Source organism: Gordonia sp. NPDC003424, assembly GCF_053588655.1.
In genome coordinates, this window is sequence record NZ_JBSFQJ010000001.1 from 352342 (window position 1) to 371160 (window position 18819).

Genomic DNA, 18819 nt, shown 5'->3' on the forward strand with positions numbered 1-18819 from the left:
ACCCATATTCGCCCTTGTGTTCGAACATATGTTCGAGTACAATGAGAGGTATGAGCATTTCGGGGGAACTCACCACAATCAGCGATGCCATCGGAGAACTACGCCCGCCAGACGACATCTCTGGGGCGCGAGACGTTCGACGCGATGCGCGCGGTGTTGACGCTGCTGAATCTGGCGCACCATCTCGCGACCGACCTGGCCGGGCACCTCGAGCGGCTCGGCGTCGCGACATCCCAGGGACGCAAGACCCGGGAGTTGTTGATCGTGATGGGGTTCGCGCCGGCGGTCGCAAGTCGACTGCTGCGGATCGCAGCTGCCGCAGAGTCACTGCCCACGCTGGTCGCGCACGCCGCCGACGGAGCCGTCTCGGGAGAGCATGTCGACGCAATTGTCAGAGGCGTCAACCACATTGCGCAGCGCTCGGCCGAGCCGGTCGACGACGAAGATCGCTACCACCAGGTCACCGACCTGCTCGGTCACTTCTTCTCTGGTGCGACTCCCGCGGAGATCAACGACCGGGCGCGTGCACTCGGCAATCAGATGGCCGCCGAGACCGAGGGTGGGTTGCCCGCGGCCGAAGATCGGTCCATCAACGAGCTCACGCACACGACGACCAGCGACGGCCGGCTGCAGGTGCGGGCCGACCTCGACTCTGAGGTCGGCGAGAAGTTCCGCGCCGCCATAGATGAACTCGCCGCGCCCAGGCCGGAACCCGATGGGTCGGCCGACGTCCGGTCGACTGAACGCAGGCAGGCCGATGCGCTGGAGGCCCTGCTCGACATCGCCGCCCGCGGCGGGGAAACAGCCTCAGCACCACGCACGCAACTGCTGGTGACAGCCCCCTTCGACACACCCGATCTGGGCACGCTGGAGCACATGGGATCGATCACCAAGGCCTCGCTGGAACGCATCTCCTGCGACTGTGAAGTTACCGTCATGATCGTCGATGGCGAGAAGGTGCCGCTGGACATCGCGGAGAACAAGCGGCTGTTCTCTGGGCCTCAACGCAAGGCGCTGTACGTGCGCGACCAGTGCTGCATCAAGTGCGGCGCACCCGCCGGCCGCACGCACGGCCACCACATCCTCCATTGGTCGCAGGGCGGTGAGACCTCCTTGTCCAACGGCTGTCTGTTGTGCCCGTCGTGTCATACCGATGTGCACCACAACGGGTGGGATGTCGTCATGGGCATGGACAAACACCCGTGGCTGATCCCGCCGGCGACTGTCGATCCTGAACGAAAGCCGTTGCCCGCCTATAATAGACGAACGATGCATCTCGACGAAGCCGCCTGAACCGACGGACTTCCCGGCTGCCGACACACACTTCCCACGCACCCGTCCGCGGGACCGCATCTGTACCTTGAGAACTCAATAGTGTTGAACGCCTTGCGGCGCAACAGATGTCGCGCACCCGACGGCCACCCGGCGATCCGGCCGAGCGGTGCGCGGTGCGCGACACCTAATCCCCCGTATGCAGCGAGTGATCGCCGGTGCCAACGCCTTTCAGGCCGCGCCAGGTGATGCCGACCAGCAGGTCGGTGGCCGTCTCCAGATCCACGTCGCCCTCGGTGATCCGGTCGGCCACCGCCTCGCCCGCACCGACCAGGGCGACGGCGGTGAGTTCGAAGTCGATGTCGCGGGCACCCTCGACGGTGGTGCCGGCGCGGATCAGGTCGGTGACCATCTCGGTCACGCGCGCACGGCTGTCGGACACGAAATGCGAGAACGACTGGGTGCCGACGGCGACGCGGTAGAGCACCTTCCACGACTGCCGATGCTCGTCGACGAACCGCAGGAACTCCTTGACCACGGTGCGAGCCTGGTCACGCTGCCGCAGCGTCGGATCGAATCCGGCGCTCATCGCGTCGATGAACTTGCCCGATTCCCGTTCGATGCAGGCGGCGAACAATTCGTCCTTGGAGCCGTAGTAGAGGTACAGCATCGGTTTGCTGATCTCCGCCTGCGCGGCGATGTTGTCCATCGATGCCTCGCGGAAACCGTTCTCGGAGAAGACCTTGACGGCCGCGTCGAGCATCTGCTGCTCCCGTACCGCGCGCGGCAACCGCTTGGTGCCACCGGCCATCACACACCTCCTCGACCCATACCCTGGCGTATGCCAGAGTGTGAGCTTACCAGTTCTTACCAGCTAGTAAGATCGTTCGAGGATCAACAGCCAGCGAGGATCAGCAGCGCACCACGCCTTTGGACCGCAGGATGCGGACCACCGAGCGATCCACCCGCTGTTGCGACAGCTTCCCGGATCGGACCTCGGCCGTCAGTGCGTCGAGCACCGGCGACACCTGGTCGGTGGCCAGCCACAGGGCGATGTCGGCGCCGGCGCGGATGGCCATCGGCACCGCCTGCGTGATCGGGTAGCGCGCGCTGATCGCGGCCATGCCGGACAGATCGTCGGTGAACACCACCCCGTTGAACGGTGGACCGCCGTAGCCGCGGCCGGTGCGCAGCATGCCGTAGGCGGCGGGACTGATGCTCGCGGGGGTCTCGGGTCCGGTCAGCCCCGGCACGATCAGATGTCCCACCATCACCGCGGCGTTCCCCGGATTCCGCAGCAGGGCGCGGTACGGGACCAGGTCGCTACCCTGCAGCGACGCCAGCGGCGGCGTGACGACGACGCCGAGATGCGAGTCGCCCGATCCGTGGCCGTGGCCGGGGAAGTGCTTGTAGACGGGCGTGATGCCGGCCGACGCGAGGCCCGCCGCGAAGGCTCCCGCGTAGGCGGTCACGACCGCCGGATCATTGCTGAACGACCGATCACCGATGACCTCGTCGTCGGGCTCGTTGCTGACGTCGACATCCGGCGCGAAGTCGACCGTGACGCCCAGGGCGCGCAGTTGCCGACCGATCGATGCGGCGAGCGCGCGCACCTGAGCCGGCGTCCGGGTCTGCGCCAGCTGCCGGGCCGACGGACTGTCGATGCCGAGCGACGACAGCCGCGACACCCGCCCACCCTCCTGGTCGACGGTGACCATCAACGGGATGGCGCTGCCGGCCGAGATCCGCCGCGCCGCGCCACTGGTCAGGATCGACTTGTCGGTCCAACTGCCGACGAAGATCCCGCCGATGCGTTCGCGCGCCACGATGGCCTGGGCGTCGTCGGCTCCCGTCACTCCGACGACGATCATCTGCGCCAGCTTCTGGCGCAGCGTCATGGTCGCGAGTTGCGGTGCGCCACAGGCCGATACAGGAACAGCGGGCACCATGCTCGACGACGACACGGCGCTCGACGGACTGGCGTAGGCCGATGTCGAACTGGTGAAGGTCGAGCCCGACTGCGGACTGGTGCAGCCTGCCGCGAGCAGCGTGGTCACCGCGGTGACGAGGGTCAGGCCGCCACGAACCCAGAGACGATGCCGAGATGAGCCCATGCCACGAGTCTGGCATGTACCCTTGGCGCATGGACGTGGGGTCCACACAGGTCTTGATGATCGCCTACGACGGTTCCCCCAATGCCGACCGCGCCATCCGCTACGCCGGCCAATTCCTGCGCGCCGAGAAAGCCGTCGTCGTCACCGCATGGGAGCCCGGCGGTATGTCACCGGCGCGACTGTCCTCGCTCACCGGTGGGATGCAGCCGTTCATCGACACCCGCCTCGAAGCCGGCGTCGACGACGAGTTGCGGGCCGAGGCCACCGAGATCAACACGCGGGGCGTCGAACTCGCCAGATCGGTCGGCCTGGATGCGCGCGGCAACCTCGTCGAGGTGGAGTCGACCGTGTGGGGGGCGCTGGTGGCGGCGGCCGACGCGCTGGAGGTCGACCTGCTGGTGACCGGAACCCGCGGCGAATCCGGCCTCAAGGCGCTGTTGCACTCGAGCGTCGCCGAGCGGGTGCTCAAGCACTGCCACCGGCCGGTGTTCATCGTTCCGGCGCGCTGCGAGAAGCAGCCGGCGGTGACCCTGTAGCGAGGATGGCCGCGGCCAGCGTGGTCGCCACCCACTCCTCGAACTCGTCGAGCGAGTACCCGCCGAACCGAACCAGCTGGTCGTAGGTGTCGGGACTCGCGATCACCCACGCCGTATCGGCCGCCGCGTCGTGACTCAGTCCGGGACGCAGCGCCTCGGCCGGGAACTGGCCGACGAGATGACGGAAGTTCGTGCGGCGAATCTCCATCAGCGTGGCCCAGTCGTCGGCCGCCTCGGGATCTATCGCCGCGGCGTCGCGATACGTACGCCAGCCGAAGGCCGATCGTTGCGCCAGCATCCGGAACTGCCGTACCAGAAACCGGAGCAACTCCTCGGGCTCGGCGGTCGGACCGGGCGGAGCCATCGGAACCGGTGGGGCGGTCGCGTCGACCCCTTTGTCGTCCGAACCGCTGACCGCCGCCTCCATCACCCCGCGCAGCAGTTCGCGCTTGCTGCCCCAGGCGGAATACAGGGTGGGCACGGTGACCCCCGCCCGTTCGGCGATCCGCGCCACCGTCGCGCGGGCGTAGCCGAGCTCCGCGAACACCTCTCGCGCGGCGACCAGCAACCGCCGCCGGGTCTCCAGCCGAGTCTGTTCGCCGGCCTCTCGCTGCCGGGTCGTCCGTGGCATCCGGTCATTCTCCCCTCTTGCCAAGTCCTACCCATCATGCCATGCTTTTAAGTGACACTTAAATTGTTTTTTGCACTACTAAAATGCTCACCTCAGCTTTGGAGTCCGCCATGCCCCAGGTATCCGGCATCGCCCCCGACCAGCGCCGCCTCAACGGCATCCAGACCACCGATCGCGAGTTCCGAAACCTCAGCGAACCGACCCACACGATGACCGAGACGGACGACGTGGCGGTGCCGATGCGCGACGGGATCGATCTGCGCGCCGACCTGTTCCGGCCGGACACCGAGAGCCCGGCCCCCGCACTCGTCTCGTTCTCCGCCTACCCACGCCAGATCCAGAACACCCGCGCCCCGCTGGGTTTCGTGGAGGCGGGCGCGAGTGACTTCTTCGTCCCGCGCGGCTACGTCCATGTGATCGCGAATGCGCGTGGCACCGGCGGCTCCGACGGCACATGGACGTTCTTCGATCAGCAGGAACGCGACGACCTGTACGACCTCATCGAGTGGGTGGCCGCACAACCGTGGTGCGACGGGAACGTCGGGATGCTGGGCATCAGCTACTTCGCGATGGTGCAGATCTCGGCCGCCGTCGAGAAGCCCCCGTCACTGAAAGCGATTCTCCCGCTTGGCACCAACGAGAACTGCTTCGACCTGGTGTCCCATCACGGACTGTTCGTGTCGTCGTTCATGGGGTCGTGGATCAGCGCGGTGGGGCTGCTCAGCCAGCGCACCGACCGACTGTGGCGCAGCAAGGCGCTCAAGCTGCTCAGCGGCGTGCTCAGCGAGAAGCACGTCCATCATCGGCTCGCGAACGTGAACGGCGAGGCGGTTGCCGCCACACTGAAGCCGGTGCTCGAGGCCCGCTACCCCGACGATCCGTTCGGACAGCTGTGGCGTGACGTGGCCGTCGAGCACCAGACGTACGACGACTTCTGGGCGGAGCGCAACTGCCGCGCGGCTCTGGCCGACGTCGACATCCCGGTCTATCTCGGCTGCGACTGGGACAACGTGATCATGCACCTGCCCGGCACCTTCACCTCGTGGGAAGCGTTGTCGCACAACCCAAATGTGCGAATGAGCCTGCTGCCCGCGGGCGGCCTGAACTGGCCGTGGGAGAGCATGCACATCGAGGCACTGGCCTGGTACGACCACTGGCTCAAGGGCGCCGACACCGGCATCATGGACGGCGACCCCATCCGGTATGCGATGCCCGGCAGCGATCAGTGGCGCACCGCGACTACCTGGCCGCCGGCCGAGTCGACGATCGTCGAGTATGCGCTGCGCGCCGACGGGATCCTCGACCCCGACGAGGGAGAGCCCGGCACGCGCACCTACTTCCACGTCCCGCTGGGCATGAGCATGCCGCGGTCCGCGGACCCGGCTCACGATCAGAACCCCGCCGACCGACTCGTCTGGGACAGCCCGGCCACCGACGCGCCACTGGACCTCGCCGGCGATTTCGAACTGCGGCTCGACGCCACCATCACCGGTGTGGACACCGCCTGGATCGCCATCCTCTACGACGTCGCCCCCGACGACACCGCCACACCCATCACCGGCGGCTGGCTTCGGGCATCGCTGCGCACCGTCGACGAGGACCGCAGTCGCCCCGGCAAGCCGGTCCTTCCGTGCACCACTCCGGTGGCCATCCCCGTCGGAGAACAGGTCACCTATCGCATCCCGGTGGTCGCCAACGCGCGTCACCTCGCGTCGGGCCATCGCCTCCGACTGGTGGTCGCCGGTTCCGACCAGGGCAAGGACGCGCCGACCATCCTCGGCTTCCGCCACGCCGACGTCGGCGAACCCAGCCGGAACACGATCGCCAGCTCGTCGCGGTTGCTGATACCCGTTCTGCCGCACTGATCTGGTCGTCCACATCGGAAAGTCCGATCGGAATGGTACGTTCGTCGCCATGACCAACAACCGTCTCGTGGCCGGAGCGATCGCCGGTGTTGCCGGTGTCCTGGTGGGTCTCGGCGCCGTGTTCCTCGGCGGCTTCCTGTCCACGGAGACGAGTCCCTCGACCGATGTCAACAGCGTCAACGCGAACAACGGATTCGTGCAGGGATCGGTGGACTACGGCACGCGTGGTGACACCGGAGCCAACAACTGACCCGAATCTCGATCGGCGACTGTCCGGTCGGGGTGTTTGTGTTGTCGCCGCCTGTGCCCTGATCGTCGCGCTGCTGCAGTCCCCGGGACGCATCGCCGCCGACACCAAGCTCGACCTCACCGCCAATCCCCTCGGCTTCCTGGCACGCGCGGCGCACCTCTGGAGCCCGAACGCGCCGCTGGGCCAGGTCCAGAACCAGGCCTATGGCTACTTCTTCCCGCACGGCACCTTCTTCGCCGCCGGGCACATCCTGCACGTCCCGCCGTGGATCACCCAGCGGTTGTGGTGGGCGTTGTTGCTGGTCATCGGTTTCGTCGGGGTGGTGCGCCTCGCCGAGGCGTTACGCCTCGGATCGCCCGGCTCCCGGGTCATCGGCGCACTGATCTTCGTCCTGAGTCCTCGCGTGCTGACCACGCTCGGATCGATCTCGTCGGAGACACTGCCGATGGTGCTCGCCCCGTGGGTGCTGCTGCCGGTGGTGTATGCACTCGATCGGCGCGACGACGCCGATCCGGTGTGGCGCCGTGCGGCACAGTCGGCTGCGGCGGTGGCGCTGATGGGCGCGGTCAATGCCGTCGCCACCCTGGCGGCGCTCGGGGTGGCGGTGGCGTGGTGGGTCCTCGCTCTGCCGCTGCGACGACGCACCGGCGAGGATCTGCGCCGCTGGTGGCGGTTCGGCGCATGGTGGGCGCTGGGCCTCGTGCTCGCCTGCGCGTGGTGGATGGTGCCGCTGCTGATCCTTTCGCGGGTGTCGCCGCCGTTCCTCGACTTCATCGAGTCGTCGCGGGTGACGACCGAATGGACGTCGCTGACCGAGGTGTTGCGCGGCACCAGTTCCTGGACGCCGTTCGTCTCCCCGGAACGGGTCGCGGGGGCGGTGCTGGTGACCCAGCCGGCCGCCGTGCTGGCGACCGGTGTCCTGGCGGCCGCCGGCCTGGCCGGTCTGTGCATGCGGCACATGCCGTTTCGGGGACGCTTCGTCACCATCCTGGTGGTCGGGCTGCTGCTCATGTGCCTCGGGTACGCCGGCCAGCTCGGTTCACCGATCGCCGAATCGGTACGCGTGTTTCTCGACGGCCCGGGCGCAGCGCTGCGCAACATCCACAAGTTCGAACCGTTCATCCGTCTCCCGCTGGTGCTCGGCGTCGCGCATCTGCTCGCGCGAGTCCCGTTGCCCGGCAGCGCGACGGTGTCGGACACGCTGCGCGGGTTCGCCCATCCGCAACGATCGCGACCGGTGGCGGCGGCGATCGTGGTGCTCGTCGCCGCGATCGGGGCGGGGTCGCTGATGTGGACCGGCCAGATCGCGCCGAACGGTACCTACCGGGCAATGCCCGACTACTGGTCGGCGACGGCGAAATGGCTGTCGGCGCATGCTCGTCCGGCCGGTGCCACGGCGCCGGTGCGCAGCATCGTCGTGCCGGGCGCGCCGTTCGCCGATCAACTCTGGGGGCTGACCCGCGACGAACCCATCCAACCCCTCGCCGACACGCCGTGGGCGGTGCGCGACGCGATCCCGCTCACGCCGCCCGGCGCGATCCGCGCCCTCGACTCCGTGCAGCGCGACATCGCCGACGGCCGCGGATCCCCCGGTCTGGCTGCCACTTTGGCGCAGCAGGGCATCGGGTATGTGGTCCTGCGCGCCGACCTCGATCCCGACACGTCACGATCCGCCCGGCCCCTGGTCGCACGGCAGGCGCTCGACACCTCCCCGGGACTCGTACGTGTCGCCGGGTTCGGGCCGGACGTCGGACCGGCCACGGTACCCGGAGTGGTGCGCGACAACGGATTACGGCCCGCGATGCAGGCCATCACGATCTATGCGGTCCGCACCGTCAACGGGTTCCCCGGGACCGGACCGGCGCTCGTAGACACGGATTCGATGCCGCGGATCGCCGGTGGGCCCGAGGCGCTGGCCTACGTTCAGGCACAACGTGGTTGGGCCGGACTCCCACCCATGGGCCCGGCAGTGCTCGACGCCGACGCACGCCGCGCAGGACTCGCCCAGCAGCCGACCATCGTCACCGACACCCCCACCGATCGGGAGACCGACTTCGGTCGGGTCGACGACCACAGTTCCGCCATCCGCGCGGCCGGCGACCCCCGGCGCACACAGAACGCCGCCGCCGACTACCCCGTCGACGGTCAGCCCCTCGTGTCCGCCCAGTGGCTGCTGAACAACCAGCCCGGCCAGGTGCGCGTCTCGGCATCCGGATCCGCCTCGGATGCAACCCAGTTGGGGCAGACGTCGCCGGCCAACGCACCGGCGGCCGCCTTCGACGGCGATCCCGGCACCGCCTGGGTCAGCAGCGGATTGGACTCCGCCGTCGGACAGTGGCTGCGTCTCGACTTCACCGAGCCCCGAAGGGATCTGGCGCTCACCATCACCACCGCGAAGGCGATCGGGGCCGACGTCACCGGAATCCTGGTGTCCACCGAAGCCGGCAGTGCCGTCACGCAGGGTGTGCGGCCCGGCCGGCCGGTCACGGTCACCGCACCGAGCGGACCCACCCGCTGGGTGCAGATCCGTGCCATCTCGGCATCGGATGGGTTGGGCGGCAACCAGTTCGCGATCGGCGAACTGTCGGTGACCGACCTCGCGACCCACAGTCCGCTGACGATCCGCCACCGCGTTGCCCTCCCCACACTCCCGGCCGGCACGAACGTCGCCGAATGGCTGCTCACACAGGAACTCTCGGGCCGGTCGGCCTGTGTGGACGACGACACCAGGGTGCGCTGTGCACCGGGGCTCGGCCTCTCTCCGGAGACGCCCGGGATCTTCACGCGCAGTCTGTCGGTGCCCGGCGCGGTCGATGTCGCGCCGACGGTGATCCTGCGACCACAACCCGGCGACGGGCTGCGCGCCCTGTTGTCGGCACCCGGTCGGATCACGGCCGACGGTTCCACTGCCGTCGACGACCCCCGCGGCAATCCCGGTGCCGTCGTCGACGGCGACGTCGCCACCACCTGGACCGCCCCCGAGTCCGTGGCGGGCAAACGAAAGTCCAACCCCGAATTGATCATTCACCTGCCCCGCGCCCAGCGCGTGGAGCGCCTCCGACTGGTGGCGCCACGCGGATATCCCGCCGCCGCGCGCCGGGTGACCGTCGATCTCGGTACCGGACGACAGGCACGCGACGTCGGGCGCGACGGTGTCGTCACCCTCGACCCCGCGGTCACCGACCGGATCACCCTGACCGTCACCAAGACCGCCGATCTCATCGACGTCAACAGTCTGGGGTTCGCGCGGCCCGCACCGGCGGGGCTCAGCGAGGTCGAGATCACGCCTGCGCCAACGACATCCGCAGCAGATCGGCCCGTCCGGATCGGCTGCGACGCGGGTATCGGCCTGACGGTGTCCGGCCAGGTGGTCGGACTGTCGGTCGACACCACCGCTGACGCGCTCCGTAGCGGCGAACCCGTGGTGGCGCATCCGTGTTCGGCAACGCCGGTCCGGCTCGGGGCCGGCGAGCAGGAACTGTCGGTCAACCCTGGCTCCGCATTCTCCGTCGAACAGGTGTCGCTGACGGCGTCGCCGACAGCGTCGTCGACCGACGCGATGACCGTGCCCGAGGTGTCCGACTGGTCGGCAACCCACCGGTCCATCGGCATCGATCCCGTTGTGCACGAACGCGTCCTGGTGGTGCCGGAAAGCACCAACCCGGGCTGGCGGGCCACCCTCGACGGTCACGATCTGCGGCCGGTGGTGGTCAACGGGTGGCAGCAGGGATGGGTGGTACCGGTCGGCGCGGGCGGAACCCTCACTCTCACCTATCGTTTCGATTCGCTGTATCGATGGTCTCTCGGTGTGGGGTTGGCGCTGGTGGCGGTTCTGTTCGCCCTGGCGTGGTGGCCGCGTCGCGCCCGCGCCGACCGGCCCGCACCGCCGGCCCCGGCCGTCGATCAGGCCCAGTTGCCGCTCGCGGCCACCGTCGGCACCGGCGTCGCCTGGCTGGCCGGATCATGGCTGTTGACCGGTTGGTGGGGACTGATGGTGTCAGTGCTGCTGGCGGCGATCGCCTGGTGGTTGCGGCCGCCGACGGTGGTGGTCGTGGTGTTCGTGGCGATGCTGTGCGCAACCGTCGGTCTGGCGAGCGGCCCGTGGCACGCGTCGGGCGGCTACCACGGGTTCGCCTGGTGGGTTCAGCTGCCCGCGTTCGTCGCGGTGTCGCTGACCGTGTGGGCGTCGACGCTCTCGGTCGTGGACCGTTCGCGGTTGCGCCGCCACCGCCGTGCCGGTTCTTCGACGAACGCATAGCTGGCCGCCGCGACGCCGATCGTGAGACCGACCGTGATGGTCCACACGAGCACGAAATCGCCGTCGAACGGGACGATGCCGAAGAGCGGGAAGACGACCGCAAGGACGGCCAGATGCCAGATGAAGATGCCGTACGACCAGCGCCCCAGGGCCAGCATCACCGGGGAGGTGAGCAGCCGGAACGGACCGTCGCCACACACGAGCGGCGCGAGGATCGCGTAGCCGCACACCGCGCCGAGCAGGATCTTGACGGCGAACTGCCACGCGGCGAGGTCACCGAGTCCGGTCGGACCGGCGAGCGGGGTGCACGCGAGGGCGTAGGCGACGACGAGGACCGCGAACATCAGCCGGCGCCGGGAACTCACGCGGGTGACCGCTCGCATCCACCGCGGGACCGGACGGTGCTCCTCGATCTCGATCGCCCCGGCGATCTCGGCGAGCAGGAGTCCGGTGATGAACCAGGGCAGGTGCCCGAACACCCAGTTCTTCGGCTCCACCCCCTCGGCGTGCGGCGCCACCACCGCGAGCCAACCCCACCCGAGACTGACCACGCCGAGGGTGCCGAGCGCCGGGATCCGCCAGCCGACCCGCAGACCACGCAGCCGCAGCAGCGCATATCCGATCAGCGGCAGCAGCGCGTAGAACGCGACCTCGACCGACAGACTCCACATCTGGGTGAGCCCCGCGGTCAGCGACAGCGGCACGAACACCTGCGTCAACGTCAGGTTGGCCAGCCACACCGTCGGGTCGGCGGTCTGTGCATCCGGCAACAGGCTGAGGACCACGACGACGACCACCGCGTACGCCGGCCAGATCCGGATGATCCGGTGCGCGAAGTAGCGGCGGACCGACGGCGCCCGACCACCGGAGTCACCGGCGCCGTGCGCGGCGGAGACCCATGGCCGCCAGAGCAGGAAACCGGAGAGCCCGAAGAACAGCGCGACGGCCAGGTCGAGGCGCCCGAGCATCGGCCCCAGCACCGGGAACTGCACCGCGCGGGTCTGGAATGCGACGTGCGTGGTGAGCACCCCGATGGCGGCGAGCGCGCGCATCCCCTCGAGTTGGGGATAGAAACGGGTGGTCATGCTGCTCGACAGCGTACCGGGGTCGGTACGCTCGCCGATTATGTCCGCACCGCGCCTGTCGACGTCCGACCTCATCGGCCCGGCGCTCATCTTTCTCGGCGGTTTCCTGCTGGCGGTGGCGATCGCGCTGCCGACGCTGTTCGTCGACACGTTGCGCACCATCCCGCTGTCCACCGACGTGACGACCACCGCGCCGAGCACCACGGTCGACGCCGCACCGGCCCGCATCCTCGACCGGTGCTCACTCAAGGAATCGTCGGCGCGGGTCGTGCAGACGGAACTGACGCGGCAGCAGCGGTTTGTCGCGGTCCAGCCGTCCGACGCCAACCGGGTGACCCTGCAGGCCGGCACGTCGGTCCGGGTCGACGGCGACGGCGCGTGCACCGATCCGACGATCAGCGCGGTCCGCGACCGCGTCACCCTCGACCGGACCACCGCGCTGCCCGCCCTCGCCGGCGGCGGGTCGGGGACACCCGGCAGTTCGGAGATCCAATACGACAGCGGGTCCCCGCCGGTCCCCGCACCCGATCGCCGCGGGTACACCTACCTGTTGCCGTTCGACACGGCGTCGTCGGATCGCCTGTTCTTCGACGTGACGACCCGCCGTACCGTGCCGCTGCGCTTCACCGGTGACACCACCGTGCACGGCCACGACGCCGCGCGATTCACCGCCGACGTCCCCGACACCGATCTGCACACGCTCGGCAACGGCGACGCGCAGACCACGCCGCCGACGATCATCACCCGTCCTGCGTCGTGGTTCGGGGTGCCCGGCGTGGACCCGGCGCGCATGCTCACGGCCACGCTGCACCACAGCGGCCGGTGGGTGTTGGCGGTGGACACCGCGACCGGCACCATCCTCGACGAACGCATCACCGTCGTCGAGGAGTACCGGTTCATCGACACCGCCCTGCCCGACCACCGCGTGACCTATCTGTCGGCCACCTTCGCCTACGACGACAAGACGCAGCGCGCCCAGGTGCGCCGCGCCACCGCGCTCGCCTCTCCGGTGACGGTGTGGGGTCGGGTGATCCCGATCATCGCAGCCGTCGCCGGAGTGGCGGCGATCGTCATCGGACTCACACCGTGGCGACGGCGACGCCGCCCGGCGCCCGGGTAGTGCCCGACGACCGGTCGGTGCGCGGCCGGTACCACGCGGCGACCGCGGCGCTGACCAGGGCCAGGCCCGCCCAGTAGGCACCGACCCACCACAGGCCACCTACCGGGAGCAGGACCAGCGCCGAGGCGATCACCGGCGTCAGGCCGGCACCGAGCGCCGAGGCACCCTGATAGCCGATCGACGCCCCGGTGTACCGCACGTCCGGCGGGAACAGTCCGACGACGTAGCCGGCGATCGGACCGTAGACCAGACCTTGCACCACACCGTTGCCCAGCATGATGGCCACCGCGTAGGGACCGAGCTCGCCGCTGCCCACGAGGAACACGAGCGGAAACGCGGAGAGCGCGGTCGCGAGACATCCGAACACCAGGGCGCGGCGCAGACCGACGCGGTCGCCCACGCGCGCGGAGACAAACGTCACCACGATCGTCAGCACGGCCGCCGCCGCCTTCCAGTTGAGGATGGCCGTCTTGTCCTCGCCGGCCGCGACGGCCACCGACACGCCCCACACCGTGACGATCGCCTGCGTCGTGTAGACGCTGATCGTCACCAGCAGCGCGGCGACCACCGCACCCATGTGACGTCGCAGCACGGCGACGATCGGCAGTCGCCGTGCGTCGCTGGCCGCCTGCATCGCCTGGAACGCCGGGGTCTCGGACACCTTGAGGCGGATCAGCAGCCCGACCACGATCAGCAGCGCCGACAGCAGGAACGGGACGCGCCAGCCCCACACGAGGAACCCGGGGCCGGTGAGCACGGTCATCAACGAGAGCACCAGGGTGGCGAGCACCGCACCGGCGGGTCCACCCGCATTGGCGAATGCCGCGGCAAATCCTCGGCGGTTCTTGGGTGCGTGTTCGACCGCCATCAGCGCGGCGCCACCCCATTCACCGCCGACCGCGATGCCCTGGATCACGCGCAGCAGAAGCAGTGCGATCGGCGCGATGATCCCGATCTGCGCGGTGGTCGGCATCAGACCGATCGCGACGGTGACCGCGCCCATCACGACCATGGACACCACCAGGGCCTTCTTGCGGCCGTAGCGATCGCCGAAATGGCCGAACAGCACGCCGCCGAGCGGGCGGGCGAAGTAGCCGGCGGCGAGCGTCGCGAACGCCGCGACGACGGAAAGGCCGGGTCCCAGACCGGCGAAATAGAGCTTCGGGAACACGATCGACGACGCGGTCGCGTACAGCATGAAGTCGTAGAACTAGATGGCCGAGCCGATGAAGCTCGACGCCAGGATGCGGCGCATCTCCGACGTGTTCAGTGATGTCTGGCGGGCAGGTTGGGTGGAATCGGTGGTGGTCATGGTGTCCCCTCCTCAGCTCGCGAGCATGTCGTCGGCCAGCGGAATCCGGCTGCCATGAGGACGTGCCTCGATGACGTCGAGATCTTCGGGCACGAGGAAGCGTCCGGGCATCAGTCGTTCACCACGCGCCCACACCGTTTCGTCGGCCGAGCCCGGAACGAGGTGATGCAGCGCGAGCCGGCGGGCCCCCGCACGCTCGGCGATGCGGCACGCACCTTCCACCGAGGTGTGGGACTTGTAGTGGTGATCCCGGGATGCGCGGCCCGCCTCGTCGGTCGTGCCGGCGTATTGCGATTCGACCCATGCGAAGTCGATCGCCTCGTGCAGCAGCAGGTCCGTGTCGCGGGCGAGCGTCACCATGTTGTCGGTCTCGCAGGTATCGCCGGAGATGGTCACCGACCCGCCGTCGGTGTCGAACCGGAACGCGAACGCCGGGGCGATCGGCGGGTGCTCGACCAGGATGGCGGTCACCCGTACCCGGTCGTCCTCGTGTACGACGAAGGGTTCCATCGCGGGCGTGGTGTTGGTGTTCGGGTGGTAGCCGACGCCCTCGGGGATCACGATGTCACGGGCGTCGAACAGGTCGAGCGGTGACGTGCGCAGCGAATCGAGCACGCGGTCGTTGATGTCGGTGGCGAAGGCCCGCACGATCGCCTCGAACATCTCCGATGTGCCCGGGGTCGGGTTGTCCGGGGCCACGGGTTGCGGAGCGACGGTCGCGTGCGGCGACACGGCCGGCAGCATGCCGCGGTTCCCCGGCCCGTACAGCCTCACCGGATCGGACACCCGGTTCTGCAGTTCGAGCATCCCGACGACGGCGAGCGACGGGAGGTCGATGGTGTGATCCGAGTGCAGGTGGGTGAGGAAGATGCCGCCCAGATCGGCCAGCTCGAGGCCGGCCTGACGGATCCGCCGTCCGACACCGTGTCCGGCGTCCACCAGGTAGAACCGGTCACCGACGGCCACCGCGGTGGCGATCCCGGCGCGGTCCTTGCGGTCGCCCTTCCACCAGCGGGGTCCGCCGGCGGTACCGAGTGCGATAACCCGGGTACCGGTGATCGTGGGGCTGGACGAGAGCATGTGGGTCCTCCTCTGTGACCTGAATCAACAATCGCCCACGAGTGTGCTCCGAGCTATAAAGACAGGAAAAGCAAGAATAATTGTCGAAGAACATAGTCTGTAACTATGAAAGACGTCACGCTCCGTCAGATGGAGTACCTGATCGCCGTGCTCGACCACGGCTCGGTCAGCGCCGGAGCGGCGGCGGTGCACGTCTCGCAGGCGACCGTCTCGGCGGCGCTGTCCCAGCTCGAGAAGAGCCTCGGTGTGGCGCTCCTGTCCCGTGGTCCCGCCCGCCGGGCGCGTCCGACCCCGGCGGGCGAAGAGTTCGCCACGCGGGCCCGGGCGATCCTGGCGGCGGTCGACGACGCCGTCGAGACGGCCGACGAGAGTGCCGCGGAACTGCGTGGTCCGCTCGCCGTCGGCTGTCTGCACACGGCCAGTCCGCGGATGCTCCCCGGGCTGGTCACCCACTTCGAGCACCGGTGGCCGCGGGTCGATCTGCACCTCGTCGAGGACACGTCCCCGCGCCTGCAGGACCTCGTCGCGACCGGCCGCCTCGACGTCGCGATGGTGTACACCCGCCAGCTCGTGCGGCATGAGCTCGTGACGCATCGTCTCGGCGATGTCCGTCTGCATGCCGTGCTGCCGGCGGATTCCCCGTTGGCCGCGCAGCCCGAGGTCGCCATGGCCGATCTGGTCAGGCTGCCGGCGATCCTGCTCGACATCCCCCCGGTCGCCGACCTGCTCCTCGAACGAATCCGCGCGCACGGGCTCGACGTCGAGGTGCGGTGGCGGTCGTCGAGCGCGGAGACGATTCGGTCCCTGGTGGCGCGCGGATTGGGGTTTTCCCTGGTCAACGCCGTCCCGCATCCGTCTGTGCGGACATTCGAAGGTCTCGAGGTGGTCCATCGGCCGGTCGCCGACGACGTGAACAACCCGGCGATAGCCATCACGCTCGGCGGCCGGGCGAGATCGGCGAAGGTCGCCGAGGCGATCACCACACTGCGCGCGATACAGGATCAGACAGACCCGGAACGCTGGGCACGGGCCGCGCCGTAGCCCGACATGCACAGCCACCCGGTACCCGTAGCGGCGACGACGGCGGTCACCGCGGCGGTGACCGCCAAACCGATGATCGAGTGCACCACGGTCACGATCACCGTCGCCTCCACCGAGATCAGCAGCCACGTGGCCAGCGCCACCCGGGTCCGGTCGCGGGCAATCGCCGACAACAGAACGACCTGCAGGACGGCGAGGGCCGAGCCGGTCGCGGCGAAGATCCACAGAATCGGGACCAGCGCGCGGTACTGATCGCCGATGACGACCGGAACCAACGGACCGCACAGACCCGCGACGGCGGTGAGTACGACCCCGATACCCGTCACCACACGCACCGCCTGTCGCAGAGCTGTGGCCGATTCCGCGGGGTCGGCGAGCCTCGGGTAGACGACGACGCCGACGGCCTGCGGCAGCCAGAACGCGACCTTGGTCGCGATCGCGCCGAGCGCGTAGATCCCCGCGTCGTCGGCCGGGAGAACCGTCCGCGCCAACAGCAGATCGATCGACGAGGCGACGATGAGCACCATCTGCACACCCGACGCGCGGAGCACCTCGAGGACGTCGAGTCCGGCGTACTGCGATCGCGGTGTCGCGCTGTCACGTGACCACCGCAGCACCACGCCCACCAGCGCCGCCGCCAGGGCGGTGCCGATCACCGCGGCGAACAACGCGCCGGTGGGTCCCGCCCCCGCCGCGAGCGCCGCGATCACCGGCACGGTCCGCAACACGCCAACCGCCGCCAGCACCCAGGCCAGCAGGCGGAAGGCGGACCGCCCCTGCAGCACCCCCTGACCGGCGCCGACCAGGACCAGCAGCGGTGCCGATGCCAGCGCCGCCAGCGCGGTGCCCACGCCGATCGAGGTGACCCAGGCGACCAGCGGCGCGGCGAGCACCGCGATCCCCGCCACGAGACCCGTTGTCTGGCAGGTCACCCGGAGAATCCGGGCGGGATCGACATGGCGCACCACCGACCGCGCGACCACCGCCTGCACCGCCAACGAGGTCACGCCGAGCACGAGCATCACGGAGAGCCCCACCGCGAGCTCCCCGTACTCGGCGGTGTCCAACCACCATCGGGTCGCCGTCAGGTGGATGGCGTAGGAACAGATGTTGGCGATCATCGATCCCGCCGCCACGGCGCCGAGCGAGACGCCCACGCGTTCGTGCGCGCCGCTCTCCGCCCGTGCCATGCGATCAAGTGTGCACGTCATCGAGCCGGGAACCCGGGAGGGTCGCTTTGCACCGCCCCGAGCCGATAGGCGACGATGGACAGGCCCATCACCGAAGACCCCGAAGAAAGCCGCATGTACGACCACGACAGCCCAGAAGAATCCGACGGCATCGTCGGGTTCCGCATCGACCCGGTGCTCGCCCGCAGCTGGCTGCTGGTCAACGGTGCGCAGCGCAACAAGTTCGACGCGGCGTCCCGATCGCGCGCCGACATCGTCGTCTTCGACATCGAGGATGCCGTCGCCCCGAAGGACAAGCTCGCGGCCCGCGACAACGTGGTGAGCTGGCTGACCGCCGGGAGCGCGGCGAGCGGACCGGATGGCGCGGACGGACACAGGGACTGGGTGCGGGTCAACGGGTTCGGGACACCGTGGTGGGCCGACGACCTCGACGCGCTCGCCGAAACGCCGGTGGGTGGCGTGATGCTGGCGATGGTGGAGTCGGTCGATCACGTCACCGAGACGGCGAAGCGTCTGCGCGACGTACCGATCGTGGCGCTGGTGGAGACCGCGCGGGGCCTGGAACGGATCAGTGAGATCGCTTCGGCCAAGGGCACTTTCCGTCTCGCGTTCGGTATCGGCGACTTCCGGCGGGACACCGGCTTCGGTGACAACCCGGCGACGCTGGCCTACGCCCGCTCCCGATTCACCATCGCGGCCAAGGCCGCTCATCTGCCGAGCGCCATCGACGGCCCGACGGTCGGATCCAGTGCGCTCAAACTGTCGGAGGCGACCGCGGTGAGCGCGGAGTTCGGGATGACGGGCAAGATCTGCCTCACCCCCGACCAATGCCATCCGGTCAACGAGGGACTGTCGCCGTCGCAGGACGAGATCAGTTGGGCCAAGGAGTTCTTCGCCGAGTTCGAACGTGATGGCGGCGAGATCCGCAACGGTTCGGATCTGCCCCGCATCGCCCGCGCGACCAAGATCCTGGATCTGGCACGGGCGTACGGGATCGTGGCGTCCGATTACGAAGACGACCCGGTCCACGCGCAGGCGCCGTCGGACACCTATCACTACTGAGCC

At 69.1% G+C, this 18819-nt stretch carries 15 protein-coding genes; 8 read left to right on the forward strand and 7 right to left on the reverse strand.

The features are described 5' to 3' along the window. Positions 1-84: 84 nt before the first annotated feature. Positions 85-1293, forward strand: coding sequence for a DUF222 domain-containing protein (locus ACWDTI_RS01585; protein ID WP_449736275.1), 1209 nt, complete (start codon positions 85-87; stop codon positions 1291-1293). Positions 1294-1459: 166 nt separating this feature from the next. Here ACWDTI_RS01585 and ACWDTI_RS01590 read toward each other — a convergent pair whose 3' ends face one another. Continuing rightward, positions 1460-2083: a TetR/AcrR family transcriptional regulator gene (locus tag ACWDTI_RS01590; RefSeq protein WP_449736276.1), complete on the reverse strand. Its 624-nt coding sequence runs from the start codon at positions 2081-2083 to the stop codon at positions 1460-1462. 100 nt (positions 2084-2183) lie between these two features. Further along, the gene (locus ACWDTI_RS01595; protein WP_449736277.1) at positions 2184-3386 is read right to left on the reverse strand and encodes a glycoside hydrolase family 3 N-terminal domain-containing protein; all 1203 of its coding nucleotides are present in this window, start codon (positions 3384-3386) and stop codon (positions 2184-2186) included. A 29-nt stretch (positions 3387-3415) separates the two neighbouring features. On the opposite strand from ACWDTI_RS01595, the gene ACWDTI_RS01600 reads away from it, so the two are divergent. Beyond that, positions 3416-3922, forward strand: a complete 507-nt coding sequence (locus ACWDTI_RS01600) for a universal stress protein (RefSeq protein WP_449736278.1) — start codon at positions 3416-3418, stop codon at positions 3920-3922. Here ACWDTI_RS01600 and ACWDTI_RS01605 read toward each other — a convergent pair. Beyond that, on the reverse strand, positions 3876-4553 hold the full coding sequence (locus ACWDTI_RS01605) for a TetR/AcrR family transcriptional regulator (protein WP_449736279.1): 678 nt from the start codon (positions 4551-4553) through the stop codon (positions 3876-3878). The genes ACWDTI_RS01600 and ACWDTI_RS01605 overlap by 47 nt on opposite strands. Before the next feature lie 110 nt (positions 4554-4663). On the opposite strand from ACWDTI_RS01605, the gene ACWDTI_RS01610 reads away from it, so the two are divergent. The 3 genes from ACWDTI_RS01610 to ACWDTI_RS01620 are packed head-to-tail and all read left to right on the forward strand — an operon-like array spanning position 4664 to position 10926. Continuing rightward, the gene (locus ACWDTI_RS01610; RefSeq protein WP_449736280.1) at positions 4664-6418 is read left to right on the forward strand and encodes a CocE/NonD family hydrolase; all 1755 of its coding nucleotides are present in this window, start codon (positions 4664-4666) and stop codon (positions 6416-6418) included. Between the two features lie 49 nt (positions 6419-6467). Next, entirely contained in the window at positions 6468-6668 is a 201-nt protein-coding gene (locus ACWDTI_RS01615; RefSeq protein ID WP_449736281.1) for a DUF2613 domain-containing protein, read from the forward strand. Between the two features lie 19 nt (positions 6669-6687). Continuing rightward, positions 6688-10926 (forward strand): alpha-(1->3)-arabinofuranosyltransferase domain-containing protein, encoded by a 4239-nt coding sequence (locus ACWDTI_RS01620; protein ID WP_449736497.1) that lies wholly within the window; start codon positions 6688-6690, stop codon positions 10924-10926. Here ACWDTI_RS01620 and ACWDTI_RS01625 read toward each other — a convergent pair. After that, entirely contained in the window at positions 10812-12011 is a 1200-nt protein-coding gene (locus ACWDTI_RS01625; protein WP_449736282.1) for an acyltransferase family protein, read from the reverse strand. The genes ACWDTI_RS01620 and ACWDTI_RS01625 overlap by 115 nt on opposite strands. A 40-nt stretch (positions 12012-12051) precedes the next feature. Here ACWDTI_RS01625 and ACWDTI_RS01630 point away from each other — a divergent pair, with 40 nt between their 5' ends. Beyond that, positions 12052-13131 carry a DUF3068 domain-containing protein gene (locus tag ACWDTI_RS01630; RefSeq protein ID WP_449736283.1) on the forward strand — a complete coding sequence of 360 codons (1080 nt, stop codon included), beginning with the start codon at positions 12052-12054 and terminating at the stop codon, positions 13129-13131. Here ACWDTI_RS01630 and ACWDTI_RS01635 read toward each other — a convergent pair. Beyond that, positions 13091-14329, reverse strand: a complete 1239-nt coding sequence (locus ACWDTI_RS01635) for an MFS transporter (RefSeq protein ID WP_449736284.1) — start codon at positions 14327-14329, stop codon at positions 13091-13093. The genes ACWDTI_RS01630 and ACWDTI_RS01635 overlap by 41 nt on opposite strands. Before the next feature lie 126 nt (positions 14330-14455). Further along, entirely contained in the window at positions 14456-15523 is a 1068-nt protein-coding gene (locus tag ACWDTI_RS01640) for an MBL fold metallo-hydrolase (RefSeq protein ID WP_449736285.1), read from the reverse strand. Positions 15524-15628: 105 nt separating this feature from the next. Between ACWDTI_RS01640 and ACWDTI_RS01645 the strand changes: the two genes are divergently transcribed. Continuing rightward, positions 15629-16564, forward strand: coding sequence for a LysR family transcriptional regulator (locus tag ACWDTI_RS01645; RefSeq protein WP_449736286.1), 936 nt, complete (start codon positions 15629-15631; stop codon positions 16562-16564). Here the strand turns inward: ACWDTI_RS01645 and ACWDTI_RS01650 are convergent. Continuing rightward, positions 16525-17754: a lipopolysaccharide biosynthesis protein gene (locus ACWDTI_RS01650; protein ID WP_449736287.1), complete on the reverse strand. Its 1230-nt coding sequence runs from the start codon at positions 17752-17754 to the stop codon at positions 16525-16527. The genes ACWDTI_RS01645 and ACWDTI_RS01650 overlap by 40 nt on opposite strands. A 114-nt stretch (positions 17755-17868) precedes the next feature. On the opposite strand from ACWDTI_RS01650, the gene ACWDTI_RS01655 reads away from it, so the two are divergent. Continuing rightward, positions 17869-18816 (forward strand): HpcH/HpaI aldolase/citrate lyase family protein, encoded by a 948-nt coding sequence (locus ACWDTI_RS01655; RefSeq protein ID WP_449736498.1) that lies wholly within the window; start codon positions 17869-17871, stop codon positions 18814-18816. Positions 18817-18819 lie beyond the last annotated feature (3 nt).